The 17139-nt window shown below is 41.5% G+C and carries 15 protein-coding genes and 4 pseudogenes; 8 read left to right on the top strand and 11 right to left on the bottom strand.

From position 1 onward, the window contains the following. Positions 1 to 233 precede the first annotated feature (233 nt). Together F897_RS16165 and F897_RS16160 are read right to left on the bottom strand one after the other, a co-directional pair. A complete protein-coding gene (locus F897_RS16165; protein ID WP_004780103.1) occupies positions 234 to 545 on the bottom strand; it encodes a chaperone modulator CbpM in 312 nt (103 codons plus the stop codon). Positions 546 to 556: 11 nt separating this feature from the next. Further along, positions 557 to 1474, bottom strand: coding sequence for a DnaJ C-terminal domain-containing protein (locus tag F897_RS16160; RefSeq protein WP_005237571.1), 918 nt, complete (start codon positions 1472 to 1474; stop codon positions 557 to 559). A 232-nt stretch (positions 1475 to 1706) separates the two neighbouring features. Here F897_RS16160 and F897_RS17585 point away from each other — a divergent pair. Both F897_RS17585 and F897_RS16155 read left to right on the top strand, forming a co-directional pair. Beyond that, positions 1707 to 1829: pseudogene (locus F897_RS17585) on the top strand (ion transporter); the annotation flags it as partial. Continuing rightward, a pseudogene (locus F897_RS16155) lies at positions 1825 to 2064 on the top strand (ATP-binding protein); the annotation flags it as partial. The pseudogenes F897_RS17585 and F897_RS16155, both read left to right, overlap by 5 nt. On the opposite strand, the gene bioD reads toward F897_RS16155, so the two are convergent. The 5 genes from bioD to F897_RS16130 all read right to left on the bottom strand — a co-directional run bounded on the left by bioD (position 2042) and on the right by F897_RS16130 (position 6686). Beyond that, positions 2042 to 2695 carry a dethiobiotin synthase gene (bioD, locus tag F897_RS16150; RefSeq protein ID WP_004780106.1) on the bottom strand — a complete coding sequence of 218 codons (654 nt, stop codon included), beginning with the start codon at positions 2693 to 2695 and terminating at the stop codon, positions 2042 to 2044. The pseudogene F897_RS16155 and the gene bioD overlap by 23 nt on opposite strands. Further along, positions 2692 to 3447, bottom strand: a complete 756-nt coding sequence (gene bioC, locus F897_RS16145) for a malonyl-ACP O-methyltransferase BioC (RefSeq protein ID WP_004780108.1) — start codon at positions 3445 to 3447, stop codon at positions 2692 to 2694. Before bioC ends, bioD begins: the two co-directional genes overlap by 4 nt. Continuing rightward, the gene (locus F897_RS16140) at positions 3444 to 4613 is read right to left on the bottom strand and encodes an 8-amino-7-oxononanoate synthase (RefSeq protein WP_004780110.1); all 1170 of its coding nucleotides are present in this window, start codon (positions 4611 to 4613) and stop codon (positions 3444 to 3446) included. Before F897_RS16140 ends, bioC begins: the two co-directional genes overlap by 4 nt. Then, positions 4610 to 5887, bottom strand: a complete 1278-nt coding sequence (gene bioA, locus F897_RS16135) for an adenosylmethionine--8-amino-7-oxononanoate transaminase (RefSeq protein WP_005237570.1) — start codon at positions 5885 to 5887, stop codon at positions 4610 to 4612. The genes F897_RS16140 and bioA overlap by 4 nt, the downstream gene beginning before the upstream one ends. A 73-nt stretch (positions 5888 to 5960) precedes the next feature. Continuing rightward, a complete protein-coding gene (locus F897_RS16130) occupies positions 5961 to 6686 on the bottom strand; it encodes an alpha/beta hydrolase family protein (protein WP_004780114.1) in 726 nt (241 codons plus the stop codon). A gap of 565 nt (positions 6687 to 7251) precedes the next feature. Between F897_RS16130 and F897_RS16125 the strand changes: the two genes are divergently transcribed. Genes F897_RS16125 through F897_RS16105 form a run of 5 tightly spaced genes read left to right on the top strand, consistent with a single transcriptional unit; the run spans position 7252 to position 12842 of the window. Beyond that, positions 7252 to 8010: a hypothetical protein gene (locus F897_RS16125; RefSeq protein ID WP_004780115.1), complete on the top strand. Its 759-nt coding sequence runs from the start codon at positions 7252 to 7254 to the stop codon at positions 8008 to 8010. After that, on the top strand, positions 8007 to 8900 hold the full coding sequence (locus F897_RS16120) for a hypothetical protein (protein WP_005237569.1): 894 nt from the start codon (positions 8007 to 8009) through the stop codon (positions 8898 to 8900). The genes F897_RS16125 and F897_RS16120 overlap by 4 nt, the downstream gene beginning before the upstream one ends. Next, entirely contained in the window at positions 8897 to 10150 is a 1254-nt protein-coding gene (locus tag F897_RS16115) for a glycosyltransferase family 2 protein (protein WP_005237568.1), read from the top strand. The genes F897_RS16120 and F897_RS16115 overlap by 4 nt, the downstream gene beginning before the upstream one ends. Beyond that, on the top strand, positions 10147 to 11967 hold the full coding sequence (locus tag F897_RS16110) for a hypothetical protein (protein ID WP_005237567.1): 1821 nt from the start codon (positions 10147 to 10149) through the stop codon (positions 11965 to 11967). Before F897_RS16115 ends, F897_RS16110 begins: the two co-directional genes overlap by 4 nt. After that, complete coding sequence (locus F897_RS16105; protein ID WP_005237566.1) at positions 11967 to 12842, top strand: alpha-amylase family protein; 876 nt, start codon at positions 11967 to 11969, stop codon at positions 12840 to 12842. The genes F897_RS16110 and F897_RS16105 overlap by 1 nt, the downstream gene beginning before the upstream one ends. 32 nt (positions 12843 to 12874) lie before the next feature. Here F897_RS16105 and F897_RS16100 read toward each other — a convergent pair whose 3' ends face one another. The 3 genes from F897_RS16100 to F897_RS16090 all read right to left on the bottom strand — a co-directional run bounded on the left by F897_RS16100 (position 12875) and on the right by F897_RS16090 (position 15982). Beyond that, a complete protein-coding gene (locus F897_RS16100) occupies positions 12875 to 13621 on the bottom strand; it encodes an IS5 family transposase (protein ID WP_005237565.1) in 747 nt (248 codons plus the stop codon). A 76-nt stretch (positions 13622 to 13697) separates the two neighbouring features. Beyond that, entirely contained in the window at positions 13698 to 14843 is a 1146-nt protein-coding gene (gene wecB / locus F897_RS16095; RefSeq protein ID WP_004780123.1) for a non-hydrolyzing UDP-N-acetylglucosamine 2-epimerase, read from the bottom strand. Positions 14844 to 14845: 2 nt separating this feature from the next. Next, positions 14846 to 15982 (bottom strand): tetratricopeptide repeat protein, encoded by a 1137-nt coding sequence (locus tag F897_RS16090; protein WP_004780124.1) that lies wholly within the window; start codon positions 15980 to 15982, stop codon positions 14846 to 14848. Between the two features lie 214 nt (positions 15983 to 16196). Here F897_RS16090 and F897_RS16085 point away from each other — a divergent pair. Next, a pseudogene (locus F897_RS16085) lies at positions 16197 to 16457 on the top strand (transposase); the annotation flags it as partial. A 9-nt stretch (positions 16458 to 16466) separates the two neighbouring features. On the opposite strand, the pseudogene F897_RS16080 reads toward F897_RS16085, so the two are convergent. Further along, positions 16467 to 17132 (bottom strand): annotated as a pseudogene (locus F897_RS16080) (IS1595 family transposase). Between the last annotated feature and the right edge of the window lie 7 nt (positions 17133 to 17139).

Below are 17139 nucleotides of genomic sequence, written 5' to 3'. Positions count from 1 at the left end.
CCTGCTTGAGCTGTTATTTTTATGATCACAGTCAACCACTTCTTTACTTACTGTATGCTAACTGAGCGGTGGGTTTGTTATTATTTATTATCGGATTGCGCTAGCCAGTTAAATGCAAGGCTGCCAGGGCATTTTCCAGAGAGTTGCCGACAGTTCAAATCTGGCATCAACAACGTTTCTGCCCATCCTAAGGACATAAGCTAAATTGACCAGCGTATTACCTTGTTCTGTGTCTATAAACGTCGAAGTTTCTCTAATTCTTCGATTAAATCCAACATCATGGCTACAGCAGTAAAACTTGCATCAAAATCACGCTGTAAACGATACGCTTTTTGTGCACGTGCCACATCATCCACTAAAAAATATAAATCTGATGCATTTACGCGATTCGGCAAAATATCGTATTCAATCAGTTGCAGAATCCATTCAGGACTTTGACCACAAACTTGAGCAAAACTATTTAAATCATAACGTTGTTGCTCATCTACAACTTCTGCCTGTTGGATATCTTCTAAGACCACCTCATAATATTTAACTGTCGTCATAATTTTACTCCTTATGATGATCTCGGCTTAAATTTGGAGAATGCTGCTGCAAATGCTTCATAAGCCTGTTGTTCTTGTTCGGTTTGTGCAGGTGGTTGCACAATATCGAGGATGAGGAATAAATGCCCTGCATCTTTAGCAGGAATCCCCTGATTTTTTAAACGTAATTGTTGACCTGTTTTGGCATTTTTTGGAATTTGAATATTGAGTTGTTTACCATTGGGTAAACTTGCCGTAATCGATTGTCCAAGTGCTGCTTCCCATGGACTAATCTTCAGATGATGATAGACATCCGCGTTTTCAGCATAAGTTGAATCTGTAGCTTTATATTGGATTTCAATATACAGATCACCATTTTCACCCCCATGAATACCCGGTTGCCCCTGTCCGGTTAAACGAATTTTTTGCCCTGCTTTCATGCCTTTTGGAATTTTAATTTTTAAGACTTTACGCTGTACTTCTGCTTGCCCGTACGCATTGATAGTTGGAATCTGTAAAGTGACATTTTGAGTTGCACCATGGAATGCAACATCCAAATCTACTTCTAGAGTCGCGTGTTGATCATCACCTCTATAGGATGCTCGACCCTGATAACGCTGTTCATTGAAACCACCAAAACCGCCACCAAAGCGACCAAACAAGTCTTCAAACCCTGTAAAATCCTGTCCGCCCATATTTGAATAATATTGATGAGCATCCCTACCCTGGCTATTCTGTGGATGGTCTAATTCAAAATCATATTCTGCTTTTTTTTCATCATTACTTAACACATCGTAAGCAATGTTTAACTGTTGCATATGCTCTTCTGCATCAGCTTCTTTACTGACATCGGGATGATATTTTCTGGCAAGTTTACGATAAGCTTTTTTAATTTGCTCAACAGTTGCATCTCGAGGTACACCTAATATTTCATAATAATTCTTGGTCATCTCTGCCCTATTGGTGGTTTATGTTTTATTCATTATTCAATTTTTTTATAGCTAAAAAAACCTTTTAAAGATTTTTCTTGTTATAAATTATTTCTTTTACACAAGAAATAATTCTTTAAAATCATAGGATAATCTATATTTTTCTGACGACAGCCGCTAAATAATCTTGTCTTTTTTGAATTAGCCTGTTCGAAATCATGATTAGGATCAGTCTGCCTTTTGGTAGATAGCGCAAAATGGCTCATTTCAGGCGGTTATTTTTATCCTGCTGATCATGATCATTTTCGCGGCTGCTGGCGCATATGTGGTTGAAAACAAGGCGCAACCGGAAGTCTTTAGCTCCATCCCTGCATCCTGGTTGCCTAGTGATTAAAGATAATGAACAACAACTTACAGCCGAGGATATCCAACATTTAGGACAACGCTTCTGGCGCAAATCTGCTCAGCAGCACGGCCATGGTCTGGGACTGACATTAACCGCTAACCTGTTAAAACAATATGGTTATCTGCTCTCTTTTAATGCCCGACGGCCCTATGGGCTTCGCATTGAAATCAAGTGCGGCGTGTCTAAGCGTGACCTGCAAGCTTAGGAATATCCAGCCATACGGCTGTTGGAAAATACTGGGGCAGATACTCCTTTAAATATTGAATAGTATCCATCGCAATCGTCTGGTCCTGATGGTCATCAGTATGGTTAAATGCCACAGCATGAAGTGTGACTTTACGCTGTTTGAGTAGCTCCAGGCTCAGTAAAGTATGATTAATACTGCCCAGACGGCCTGAAGTTACCAGAATGACAGGATAATCGTGCGCTGCAATATAATCGATTGTCAGCATGTCCCGGGTCAGCGGCACCATTAATCCGCCTGCCCCTTCAAGCAAAACCCGGTCATAACGCTCGGCCAGTATAGTGGCTGCCTGCTGAATTTTTTCGAAATCGATTGAACGCCGATCTAGTTCAGATGCCAGATGCGGTGAGGCTGGATAGCTAAAAATTTCTGGCATGGTCAGCTTGTCATGATCTTCAGGCAGCAGTCCACACCCCATGATCATCCTGTGCTGCTCAATATCTTCTGAAACATCCACATTGCCAGTTTGAATCAGCTTTTGGGTAATGGTTCGAATCCCCTGTTCATTCCAGCTTCTGGCTAAAAAACCGGTGGCATAGGTCTTACCAATAGCGGTATCAATGCCGCTGACAAAATAGATTTTCAAACTCATAGAGCCTTCCGTGCAATCAGGTAAATGGGATGGTAAGTCAAAGGATAACCCTCTGTTTCCGGGATCTGGAATTGAGCATAATGGTGCTCGAACTGCGCAAGTGAGCTTTTGCTCCAACGAAAACCCTGAGCCGTTGCCTGCACACCGGTAGATTTCATGTGTTTTAACACATCTCTAGGCTGGGCAAAGTTGAGTTGGATCCGTTCTTCATTTGCCATCAGCAGTTCAAAGCCCTGTGCCTGCAAGATATTTGCTACAGTTTCCAGTGGTAAATAATCCAGACCCTGTCCTGTTAATGCTTTAATTTCTTTTAAATTGTCTTCTGCATAACTGGCAAAACAGAAGTATCCTGATGGGTTCAAGGCATTGGCCACTTTTCGGATTAAGGCTGGTAGCTCCTGAATCCACTGCAAGGCTGAACAGGACACCACCAAGTCTAAAGACTGCGGTAATGGCAACTGTTCGATATCGCCTATACCCCAGATGAATTGCTCAGTTTCAGGAAAATGCTGTTTCACTTCAGGATAAAGATCATTTAAAAACAACTGATCAACCCCATAATGCTGTAAAAAAGCATGGCTAAACAGACCTGAACCACAACCAATTTCTAGCGCACGTTGCATATGTGGTTGGGGAATATACTGTTGCATTAAATGAAGTAAATGTTGAGCGACATGGTGCTGTGCTACGGCATGCTGATCATAACTGTGCTGAGCCTGAGCAAATCGTTGTGCAATCAGTGTGTTGTTCATGGCTGATACTGCTCCAGTACACTAAAACAGTGCTGAATTTCCTGATTCTTTATTCCGTGATGCAAACATATCCGCAGTCGTGACGAGTTTTTGGGAACAGTGGGTGGACGTACAGGTAATACATAAAAACCATAATCTTGCAAATAGGCTGCTGAAGCTACGGTCTGATGCGTATCTCCAATAATGACCGGAATAATCTGGGAACTTGACGGACAGTCATAACCCAGATTTTTTACTGCCTGCTGACTGTATTGTGATAATGCAGTTAATGATTGACGTTCTGCCTGTAAGCCCTGTTGATGCTGAAAGATAAAATTTGTCCAAGCAATACAGATGGGAGGTTGGGCCGTACTGAAAATGAGCGGGCGCATTGAATTAATCAAATATTCCCGGATTATCGGTTCGCAGACCAAATAGCCACCAACCGAAGCAAGCGCTTTACCAAAGGTACCTACCAGGAAGTCGATATCCCCTATCACATTATATTGCTCGGCACAGCCCAGTCCACGTAAACCGCGTACGCCTACCGCATGCGCTTCATCAACATACAGCATGACTTTAGGATGCTGTTTTTTTAGCGCCACCAAAGCAGTTAAATCGGTTTCATCCCCATCCATACTAAAAATGGATTCTGTGACGACAATGATACGTTCGATCGTCTCATCTGAATGATATTTCAATAAAAGTTGTGCCAAGTGATCTAAATCATTATGCCGATATCGCACATAATTCGCTTTAGATAAACGGATACCATCAATCATACTGGCATGAACCAGTTTATCAGCAATGATTTGGGTTTTACTGTCTGCAAGCGCAGGTAAAATCCCGATATTCATATGATAGCCGCTATTAAACAGCAGTACCACACGGCCAAAGGCTTGCGACATGTTATGTTCAAGCTGTTCATAAGCGGGAAAATTTCCAGTCAGCAATCGGGAGGAACTGGCACTCATCTGCCGTTCAGAAACAGGAGTCATATCAAAAAATGCTTCCCGTAAATCCACTTGGCTGGCAAGACCCAGATAATCATTCGATGCCAGATTCAACATGGTTTTGCCGTTGAGTTCAAAATGGGCAGCACTGGTAATGTTGGATTTAAACTCGCGGTATTGCCCTTGTTGCTTTAATACATCAAGTTGCTGTGCAAAATGTTCGAGGTGATTCATGCTGCAAGCTCCAGGTGCTGAATCATAGCGATCATATGTTCCAGCAATGTCTGCAATTCGGCTGTAGAAATAATAAAAGGTGGCATGACATACACCATTCTGCCAAATGGACGAATCCATACACCACGACGAACACATTCTGCCTGGAATTCAGCTAGATTCACTGCCTGATGCAGCTCAACCACTCCAATTGCCCCAAGCACCCGCACATCTTTGACTACAGGATGCCCATCTAAAACATACAAAGTACTTAATTGCTGTTCAATACGCTGGATATTGGCTTGCCAGTCCTGTGCCAGTAAAAGCTGGATACTTTTTACTGCAACTGCACACGCCAACGGATTGGCCATAAAGGTCGGGCCGTGCATAAAAACGCCCGCTTCCCCCCGAGAAATGGTCTCTGCAACCTGCCTGGTGGTGAGCGTAGCAGACAAAGTCATATACCCACCGGTCAAGGCTTTACCTAAACAAAGTATGTCAGGGATGATATCGGCATGCTCATAGGCAAATAGCTTACCAGTGCGTCCAAAACCTGTCGCAATCTCATCCAGAATCAGAAGTATATCGTATTGCTTACACAAAGCTTTGGCTTGGCGTAAGTATTCAGGATGATAAAAACGCATCCCTCCCGCACCCTGAACAATCGGCTCAATAATCATGGCTGCAATCTGCTCATGCTTTTCTGCCAGTAACTGTTTCAGTGGCTGGATATCCTGCTCCTGCCATTCGCCATTGAAGCGACTTTCAGGTGCAGGAACAAAATATCGATTAGGCAGGCTTGAACCGAAGATTTGATGCATACCCGTGACGGGATCGCAAACTGACATCGCGTTCCATGTATCACCATGGTAGCCCGAACGTGTCGTGACAAAATTACTTTTTTCCGGTTGACCTTGGGCATGCCAATATTGCACCGCCATTTTCAAGGCAACTTCTACAGCAACCGAACCGGAATCAGCAAAAAAGACTTTATCAAGCTCAGATGCCGTAATCTCCAGCAGGATTTTCGCAAGTTCAATGGCAGGCTGATGGGTCAATCCGCCAAACATCACGTGTGACATCTTATTCAGCTGCTCAATGGCGGCCTGATTCAGCTCAGGATGACTGTAGCCATGAATCGTACACCACCAGGAGGACATACCATCAATCAGCGCCCTGCCATCTTCCAGATAGATCTGGGCACCGCTGGCGCTAGCGACCGGATAACATGGCAAGGGGGCAGTCATTGAGGTATAGGGATGCCAAATATGCTCTTGATCAAAAGCGTCAAACACAAAATTCATCCTGAAAAATTGTGGAAATATCGATCTTAGCCTGCTCAGTTAAAAATGCAAATGACTGAACTCTCTATCTTGCTGAAGCAACTGATAAATCATCCAGAAAATCCAGAATAGGTGTTAGCACCAATTCTGTATCGAACAGGATTGCATCATGTGCGGCCTCGATTTCTTTGACTTTGATTAAACTTTGTTGATAAAAGACAGGTTCTATGGAAACTTGGCAAGGAACTAGTGAATCTTGATTTGAAAATATAAACAGTATCTTCGTTGAACAGGTTTTTAATATCTCTACCAAATCTAATTGTTTTAAAAGATAAAGATGCTTTTCTTGATGATTTAAATCAATTAAAGACAGTTTGGATTGTAAATATTTTACCCGTTGCCGTGCATCCTTCGCTCCCATACAGACGAGATGACAAAAACGTTTCAATGTCGTTAACATGTCTAGTCGGGCGGCCTGGAGAAACTGTTCAAAATCAGTTTCAGGCATTGCTTGTTGCCAATCTTTATTGGCAACAAAACAAGGATTGGACATACAGGCAATGACAGGCTTTGCTACTCGTGTCTGCTGAAAGATTTCATTCGCCAAATATATGGCCAATTGTCCTCCTAAAGACCAGCCTATGAGCACATCATAATCTTGTGCGAGCTTTATCTTTTCCTGCAGGCTCACCGCATCAAAGGGGTCAAAAATATCAGAGATTGCTACTGTATGATCTGTCCTGAGTTTTTCAGAAAATTCTTTCAGGACGGTTGTCCCCAGTCCCCAGCCTGCAATCAATAATATATTCATCTGCTATTCCCTGTGAAAATACATTAGGCCTTCAAGCCATAAAATTTCTCGGCTAAAAATTATTGCTTTTCAAAAAAGCATGAAAATACTTTTAACCTAAAAAGAAAAAAGTGCCTGTCTTAACGCTAATAACCCAACGCCTAGATCTTTGTACGAATAAAGCGACCTAGGCCATGCCCTCTTTATTCACAATTTGGCAAGTTAGCCGATAGCTACAAGAAAAAACTGCTATCTCAGGCTGAAAAACGGGATAGTAAGAATATTCACATCGTGACGAGAACATTTAAGCCATATTCATATATAAGACAATCACACATCATGTTGTATCTTACGACTTATGACATACGGTTATGTCTTTAATCTCAAGAATAAATCTCTATACTTGAATAAATAATAATGGCATATGAAATTAATCATAGTGCTTTATATTAAAAATAATTTTTATTCTTTCTATACAAAAAATATTATTACTTCAAACTCTGAAAAACAAATATATATTTTTCATACATTATTCATGTAATTATTTCATTAACATCCTAAATTATTACTTTAAATAATTATTTTAATGGAAAAAAATTGGTTAGTAAGGACAAATCAAACTATTACCTTTTTGCCCATGGTCATAGTTATATTTATAGGACTAATTGGCTATGAATGGGTACGTACAGAACTGGTCGGAAGCTGGATTCTTTTAATTGGCTTTATTCTACTGGGACGCTTTTTAAATGTAGTTCAGTCCGTTGTACTGAGTATTGTCATTTTTATTACTCTTTTTATTTATATTTTATTTAATGTCCAGGCTGATAGCATGGATATCAATACTCGCTTCTTGCAGCTTTTTATTCTACCTTTAGCGCCACTTCTACTCAGTATTTACTATGAAATGATGTCGACCAACAGGCAAACCGACAATTTACTAGATACTTATCGTAAAAACCTGACCCATAAAACATTACCTATCAGTACTTATTTCTATACCCAAACTCAAGTTCAGGATATGTTAAATCTGAATCTGATTCCTCAATATGATGAAATTTATATAGAAATTACCAACCACAATTTATTAAGAGATATGTTGCAGGTGGATGAACTAAAACTGTTGCAACAAAAAATTATCCATGTGCTGGAAAGTAAGTTCGAAGTTCCTCATTTTTCCTTTACTGATAGCCGGCTCTCGGTCTTGCGCGTAATTATGATTGCCGATCGAGAATCTACTATTTCCAAACAACTGATTGAAAAACTCAGACAGATTGAACTGATTAAAACAGAGATTACTCATTTACCCCATCATCAGGGCCGACCCTCCTTGGAGGAACGCCTATGAGTCATATTTTGCATGTCTGCGGTCTGATCGTTTCAGTCAATACACTGCCTGACCCGGTACTGAGTTCTTATTATCAACAATATTATCAATGTGAGCTTAAAACAGTCGATCCGGTTCAGCAGCAAGATTCCTTAGATATTAAGCAAATTCCAGCCTATTTCCCAGCTCCCAGGAAGTTATGGCCGGTATTTAGCTTTGATCAAATACACTACGAAACTTATCAAAACATGAAAAATCAGGGTATTAAACCGGGTTTAATCATTCCTGAAAATTTCATGAAACCGTCAATCTACTTTCATATCAAACAGGAGGTTTCGGAAGGTGCTATCCCGATTCTTGATCTAAGCAGTATCGAACCGAATCGTTTTCGCGGACTTGCGACCCTCGCCACCAGTGCAGGTCTACGTCCCATGGCTGCCTATATACAGGATGGCTGGAATCCGAATCTAAAAACTTTACCTGCGGGACTTTACATTGTTCAGGCCAATCCAGGACAACTGCCTTTACCCGCCCGTTTAATTCAATCTGGTCAGCAACAATTTTACACCGCCTACCCACAAACTGCTTTCAATGGTACCGGAATTATCCTGAATCCTCAGGGGCCACTTGCCGAAAATGAGATTGCTTATCCTGAATTGGGAATTTCCTGGACCTTTTTAAATACACGCTTTGACAGCCAACTGAACCGGGTGCATACCAATCCACTCGGCTATGTCTTGCTCTCAGCAGGAATCGTAATCTTGCCATTACATCTGGTACTCTCGACCCATTACCCTAATTTATTAAGCTTCTGGGGTACCTCAACTTCCTGGGCATCCGTTGTTGTGATCGTTATCTTAATGCTCATCCTCCTGATCACCATGTTATGGCGGAGGTTCAAAAAATCATGAGCATGATCGATATTCTGTTTATTACCGGCTTTATCGGGATCTGGATTCCACAGGCCTTTTGGGCCTGGCTCAGCTTTTCTGCCTGGCGCTATTCGATTCGTGCCAGTCAGGAACTGACCAATTTACCAATACCTGAACGTTGGCCGATGCTGAGTGTGCTGGTGCCGGCATATAACGAAGCACTGGTGATTGAAGATACCTTACGCTCTCTAGCTGCACAGGATTATCCGGCTGAAAGTTATGAAGTACTGCTAATTAATGATGCCTCCAAAGACAATACCCAGGAAATTGCCGATCGTATGGCAGCCGAATTTCCAGTCATTCGGGTCATCAATGTGCCTAAAGGTCAAGGTGGTAAAGGTAAATCCAGAACTTTGAATAACGGACTCAAACACGCCCGCGGAGAATTGATTGCGGTTTATGATGCGGACAGTACGCCAGAGCCGGATTGTGTACGGCTGATTGCCCAGACCTTGCTGGCAGATTCTAGTTTGGTCGCAGTGAATGGCAAAGTCCGTACCCGCAACTGGAAAGACAGCCCCCTTAGTACCTTTATCGCTATCGAGTTTATCTATTTTCAGTGGATTTTTCAGGGTGGACGCTGGCTGCGTTTCCGTCTTTCCACCCTAATGGGAACCAATTATGTGATCTGGCGAGATGCACTCGATATTCTAGGCGGATTTGACGAAAAATCCTTGGTCGATGATACCGAAATGAGTTACCGGATTTTTCTAGGACATAAACGGATTAAATGGGTGCCTTATGCCGTAGGCTGGCAACAGGATCCGGGCGACCTGAATATTTTTATCAAACAACGCTCGCGTTGGACTCAAGGTAACTTTTATGTAACCCGTAAATATTTAAGAACAGCGCTCCGGCATCCTTTTCCAATCGGAATGGAGATCGGCAACAATATTATGTGTTACATCATTTTTGTGCCAGCCCTGTTCTTAAGTCATATGACGCTGGTGGTTGGCCTACTCGGTATTGATGGCACCACGATTCCTGGCCCATTTACCTTACTCTTCATTTTGGCGTTTATTCTTTATCTGGTCCAGATCTGGTTCACCCTCAGTCTGGAAAAAGAAGTGCCTAAACGATTTTACTTCTATGCCTTTATTGCCTATTTCACCTATTCACAAATCTTTCTCCTGATTGTCTTTAAAGCTGCCTGGGACATGTTAAAAGGCAAAATCAAAGGTGAAGGAATTACCTGGTACAAGACAGAACGAAAGAAGGAAAAAAAATGATCATGCACATAAAAACAGCTCCTTTGAGATTAATGTCTTCACTTATCTTGGCATTGTCTAGTGCACATCTCTATGCGGCCATCTGGAAGCTTGATGATGTAGTTGCGCGGCATGTAGAGCAAACTACGCCTTACTTTTTTTATGTTGGAAAAGGTGAAAGCTGGCAGGATGTCCAGTTCAGCAGTCAGTTCAATGTACAGGGTAGCAGTACGGTGATTGTCCGGTATGACAATCAGCTGATTCATCAACAAAATTTGAGTGGTAAAGGCACATTAAATTTTAGCCTCCCCCCTGCCGATAGCGGTTTTCATCGGCTGGATATCAGTATTTTACAAAAACCAGGACCTGGACAAAGTACTGCCAATATTTGTCTTGAATCAAGCAATTTACAGACTACCTTGACTCAACCAAATCTGAGTTATCAATCGCAGCGTAACAGCATGCAGCTGAATCAACTCCCGGATGTCCTGTTCAATAGTCAATTGAACCGACCAGAACCAGTACAGGCACTGCTAGGTTTTAATACGGCAAATTTCCTGGAAGCCACCATGATGAGTAGGCTGGCAACTGCCTGGAATTTTGCGACACCTGTGCAATGGCGGCTAAATACCACTCCTGAATCAGCACCTGATTTCATGATCAATATTCAGCGTTCGGCCGCAAAATTACCCGCAGCACGGATGAGTCTAAATCAGGTCAACCAGGTACCAAGTCTGACGATTGAATACTCTTCAGAATCCCAATTATTGATGGCCGTCAATGCCCTGCTCAATCAGCAATATCTAGCACAACTAAATACTGCAACAGCGAGTTTAAATGGCCCTGTCGCGCGACCAAACTGGGCCAGTGTACGCCGTTTTGAAAGCTTGGCCGATCTGGGCATTTCCGATTTCAAACTCGGCAATACTCCCAAAAATATTTCACTGGTCTTTCCTGCTGTTTGGGAAGTTACGGATATTTTAAAGGGTCAGCTTAATTTCCGTTCGCAAAGCGGACTCTTACAAGGCTCGACTTTACAAGTTTGGCTCAATGAAGTACTCGCAGGTAGTACCAGTCTGGCAAAACTGGATTCCAGCCCGGTTGAGCGGCAGTTTGAATTTGTAGGTGCAGATTATCCCTATACCAACAGCTTTAACATGACGGTGAGTAATAACCAGTTAAATAGCAATAATTGTCTACCTAATGCGGGTAATGCCTTATGGATTGATGCTAAAAAATCCAAGCTTAGTCTGCCTTACCAGATGAAACAGGGAGTTATCAGCCTGTCTACAGTTTTTGACAAGACTCCTGAAATTGCCATGAATACGCCTGTAGCCACCCCCATCGCGATCAGCCTGGCTCAAGTTGCCAAGAACATGCTGCTCAGTAATGATCCAATTGGTCTGAATATCACCCAGCTGAATCCAAGTACACCTAAAACTATTAATATCCTGCTGAATGCCCAGCGTTATCAATCCGAATTGCAAAAATACAGTCAGATTCTTTACTTACCTACTACCGCAAATGGTAGTTTGATCACCGTCAGAAACGGGAATTTCTGGATTTATAGCGACAACAACCTCGGGGTAGAAAATTTTGCCCGCTTCTGGCCGCAAATCCAGCAGAAAATCCCGAACAATACTGCGGCCTTGTTTATTTCTGCCCAAGGGCAAATTACCGTACTTAGTCAAACCGCTATAGAAAAAGCAGAAACCCCGATAATTGAACAGATTTCCATGCGAACTATTGCTATTATTCTAGTGATTGTTGCTGCGCTTATTATAGGGCTGCTGTTCTGGCGCAGAACCCGTAAGGCACAAAAAACCAAAGAAGAATAATGATGAAAAAATACCTAATTTTAGGCTTACTGGTGTTACTGGCAGTTCCTGCCTTGGCTTTTACTGGCTCTGCCTTTTTTATGGCACGTGCAGATGCTAAAGCGGTAACAGCGCCTAAAATTGAGGGTATTTTCTGGCAGGTTGACCAGATGAGTCACGCCTCCGGTAACTGGCACTTATTAGGCATCGATACCTTAGTCACTCAATGGAGTATTGTAGACGGACGCTCCTTTTTTAAAGAAATCCCCGGAGCCCAATGGCAACATCAGCCGGACTGGAATACGATTGCCGAACAACCCTGGTCCAAGCAGGTTATCCTAGGTCTGGCAGGGATTTTTCAGGAACCTGTGGCACGTGAAAATATTGACCAACTCTTTTTACAATCCCAACAGATTATTGAAACGTCTCTTCCAGTTCAGCCTGCTGCTTATTATTTTCCTGTAGAAGCTGATCCAAGCTGGCATGGGGTTGCCAATCTGGCACGTTATGTTGCCGAATTCCAGCGACCAGTCTGGATCAGCATTTATAGTGCAGACCGCAAATCACGGTTTTTACATTATTGGCTTGAAAGCTGGTTGCCTGATAATGCCCAAGTCTTTTTTCAGGATGGCGTCGGTGTGGGCACGCGTAGTCCCGAAGAAGCGGCGGTGATTTATCAAAATCTTAAACATCAGGTTGGTAACAAAAGAGTTGTGATTATTCTCGAAGCTTTCCGGCCTAAACCGGAAGGCGGCTTTCGTGCAGCTTATCCTTGGGAAATTGCAAAACAGTTGAAAGCTTATGCTGGAGAGCGTGTCTATATTTTTGACGGTCCACATTATTTAAATAAAGCCAGTGTGCTCTGGCTTTATTTGTGGATGAAAATCAATTACTAGGGTCTGTTGACATTTACTGTTCATAATTAAACCTATAAAGGTAGCCATAAAAATATACAGGCTAAGGCAACAGCACTTTGATAATTTCTTTTGAGCTTGTCATATCGAGTAGCTATTCCTCTAAATTGCTTTAATCTACAAAACATATTTTCAACTAAATGCCTGATTTTATATAAATACCAGTCCATATGATCATTGTTCGATTGGCTATTTATTCTCCTTGGTATAGTCGCTTTCGTCCCTGTTTTTCTGATCTGTTCACGCAGTGATTCTGAATCATAGCCTTTATCTGCGCAGACCACTTTTGTCTCTTTTAAGTCTAATGTTGATATTAAATCAGGTGCAACTTTGACATCATGTGTGGTTCCATCGGTAATCATGAAATCAACAGGATTGCCATTTGCATCAACAATCAAATGTATTTTTGAGGAGTTTCCTCCTACACTTTTAGAAATGGATTGATTCGCTATACCGGCAGAATGTTGATGAGCACGTACGTGAGAGCCATCAATAAAAATCCACTCCATATCGGGGCATGATGCTAATAATTTGAATAATCTAAGCAACTTACCACTGCTTGACCAACGATTAAAACGTTTGAAAATAGAGTTTGATTGACCGAAATAGGAAGGAATATCTCGCCACGGACAGCCTGTTCTAATTCTATAGAGAATAGCTTCAATAAAATTACGTAAATTTGAGTTGTGATGAATAGATAAATTACGCAAAATAGTTTTCAACTTTTGCCAGTGTTGATCTGTCAGCATGGTACGAGGCATAGCGAATAGTAAAATTGGGTTTGGCGATTTGATTTTACTACTTCGCTATTTTTTAAGCTAAAAGTGTCAACACACCCTAAGCTCTGACTATTAAATCTTGCAGCATCTGTTCCAAAATACGTTCCGAAGCATGACCATCACCAAATGGATTTTCGACTTCTGCATGTTGTCGATAATAGGCTGAATCATCCATGAGACGAGAAAACTCTTGTACGATTTTGGCCTGATTAGTACCGACTAGTATTCCACAACCTGCTTCAACCACTTCCGGACGTTCAGTTACATCCCGCAGTATGAGCACCGGTTTTTGATAGGTGGGGCTTTCTTCCTGAATACCGCCTGAATCGGTCATAATAAAATAGGCTGCACCTAAAACAGCCAGTAAGTCCGGATAATCCAGAGGTTTTAACAAATGTACCTGCGGATGATCCAGAAACTCGCGATAAGCAATTTCATATACCTGCGGATTGAGATGCACAGGCCAGGCAAAATGCAGCTCTGGATAACGGCGACATAGTGCATGGATGGCGGCACAGATATTTTGAATACCTTCACCAAAATTTTCCCGTCGATGTGCGGTCAGCAAGACCAGTTTATCTTGTTCACTTAATTTCAGCCCCATTCGCTCTAACCTTTGCTGAGACTGCTGAGAAGAAGATTGCATTAAATCACGGGCATGATAAATAGCATCAACCACGGTATTACCGGTAATAAAAATCTGCGGGTCTGGAATATTTTCCTGACGCAAGTTTTCTGCAGAACGTCGGGTTGGTGCGAAATGCCAGTGAGCCAAGCGGGAAACCAGTTGCCGGTTTCCTTCTTCCGGAAATGGATGCATCAGATCAAAAGAGCGTAATCCGGCTTCAACATGCGCCAGATGAATATTCAGGTTAAAGGCCACCAGAGCACCTGCAAGTACAGTGGTGGTATCCCCTTGCACTACAATTACATCACATTTCGGCATGTCACGATATACTTGATCCAGTTCGGTCAATGCCTTGCTTAATAGAATATTTAGACTTTTGCCGGGTTGCATGATTTGCAGATGATGATCAATCTTGATTTGGAAAAACTCGATCGCATCCTGTACCAATTCCAGATGCTGACCGGTAAATACCACATTGACTCTAAATCGTGAATCTTGCTGGGCTTTTAAGATGACTGGTGCTAATTTAATCAGCTCAGGGCGGGTACCAAAAATAAAAGAAAGATCAATCAGCATGGTTAAAAGCTCCAGTAATAAGTCAGTTCCACTCGGGTATTATCAAAAGTTCTTTTTCCAGACTCAGGTGCCCCATTTACATATTTGCCATACATCTGTTCAACACGTAGCTTGACCGGGAAGTCTGCAGGTTGCCAGGCTATACCCGGCCCCAACTCTGCCAGGTTGTTATAAAATTCGTTATTGGAATCATTAATCGTATGTAACTTCAGATAAGTCTGGATATTGCCTAGATGATCCCGGTTAAAGTTCCAACCGGTACGCAGGCGCAGGTCGCCAATTACATTATAATCTTCACGTGAATAGCTCGCTGCATTGCCATACAGTTCGGCAAAATACTGAGTTTTCTGGGTAATCGGACTATGACTGGTTTCGGAATCATGCCAATACCATTCCTGATAACCGGTCAAACCAAAATTAATACTTTCTCTGAATTTGTCTCGGTTTAAATCGATTAGATCATAACTTCCGCCGAGTTCCAGATATAGATAGAGCGGCCATTCCCAAGGACGGTAATTTGTTCCAACACCGACAATGGCTGCATTCTGGTCAATAATCTCAGGTCGTGCACCGCCGGTGGATTGGGTATCCCTGTTAATGCTGGCAAAGCCATAAATCTGGCCACGGTTTTCTTCTCCCCAATAACGTCCATAACGGAGCTTCAAGGGTAAGATAGCCGTGTCATAACGTCCTTCAAAAGAAGGAGAAAAATAGATATCGGCAAAGGTATTTTTAGTCTGACCACTTGTTGTTCCATTTAAATTAAGTACAGCCTGTTGGGCTTTTACTGCAGTTTCAGGATTTGAGGAACTTTGCAGTTTTTTAAATATTTCTAAAGCTTCGGGATTACGTTGAGCAGCATTCAACAGATAGGCTTTTTGCAACAACAATTGTTCATCATCTGGCGTTAATTCAAGAGTTCGATCAATATAAATTAAAGCTTCGGTATTATTATTTTTGCGCATTTCCAGATATGTCCAAGTTTTCCAGACCTTTGGATCTCGCGGTGATTTCTGGCTAATCTGCTGTAAAAGTTGTGTTGCCTGTTCAAGATCCTTTTGTTCAACTTGGTAATATTGTTCCCATAATATATAAGTTTCAGGAAGGGTCTCTGCTCGAGTTGATAAAGTTAAAATCATCAAGCAAATACTTGAAATAGTAGGTAATCTTTTCATTTTAATGCATGAATTAGAATATTATAGTTCACACTATAACAGCAATTTATTTTAAGCTTGGAGCGGATGAAATTAAGTTACCAAACTCTCTATTATTTTTATAAAAAAATACATGAACCGTACCGGGTTTGTCGGAGAGTCAATATTCTGAGTGGGAAGCACTGCTTCGCAAGGTTCGATGACAAAATTAAAATATACCCCTGAAATCAGAGAAAGAGCGGTTCAATTATTGATTGAATCTGAAAAAGATTATCCATCGAATTGGGCTGCAATCACAGCAATTGCGCATAAGATTGGTTGTACTCCTGAAACACTTCGTGCCTGGCATCAAAAGCATTTAGATCAGCAAAATCCTATTAAAGTACAACAGATATCTGATCAAGAAAAAATGAAGCAAATGGAACGTGAAATTAAAGAAGGCTCTAGACTAGCAGATTTGCACTTAGTTTTACCTAATGAGGTCCCACAACTCTGTTGCTAGCTCATTAGGCTCCCTCATCCAACGCCATTCTGTTTCTTTAAGATGATAATCAAAATACTCTTTTGATATACCGTTGAACTTTGCTAGCCTTCTTTTACAAAAACTCCAGAATGATTCTATTCCATTTATATGACATTGTCCTCTGGCAAATTCATTCGCTCCATGATTTACTCTAAAATGCTTTGAGTAACCAACATCTACCAAACCATTGTATCCACGCCAACCATCACTATAAATTACACTTTCAAGTGCAACTTTACCTCAGATAACTTGTTGTAATGTAGTCTTTTTACAATCAGGGACTATTTCTGTATAAACTCGACCATTCCTTTTAAATATTCCAAATACAGGTTGTTTTAAAGTACCTCGACCTCGCTTCAACTTTCCATGAAAACCACGTTGTCTTTTTGCTCCAAAATAGCTCTCATCAACTTCAATAGAACCTACAAACTTTGCTCTTAAATCTGTTTGATGATCGTAGATTGCTTCTCTAAAAAGCATGTACCAATAATAGTTGATGGTATTACGGTTCAAGTTAAGCAATAAGGCTGTTTTAGAAGCAGGAATATCAATGCAAAAGCACTGAATAATTTTTTTAATCTTATAGTTACTTAATTTGCTGTTTTCTATCATGATTCTG

The sequence above is a fragment of the Acinetobacter variabilis genome (genome assembly GCF_000369625.1).
Classification (GTDB): domain Bacteria; phylum Pseudomonadota; class Gammaproteobacteria; order Pseudomonadales; family Moraxellaceae; genus Acinetobacter; species Acinetobacter variabilis.
Note: the sequence above shows the minus strand (reverse complement) of the source record. Positions and strands in the feature narration are given on the sequence as shown.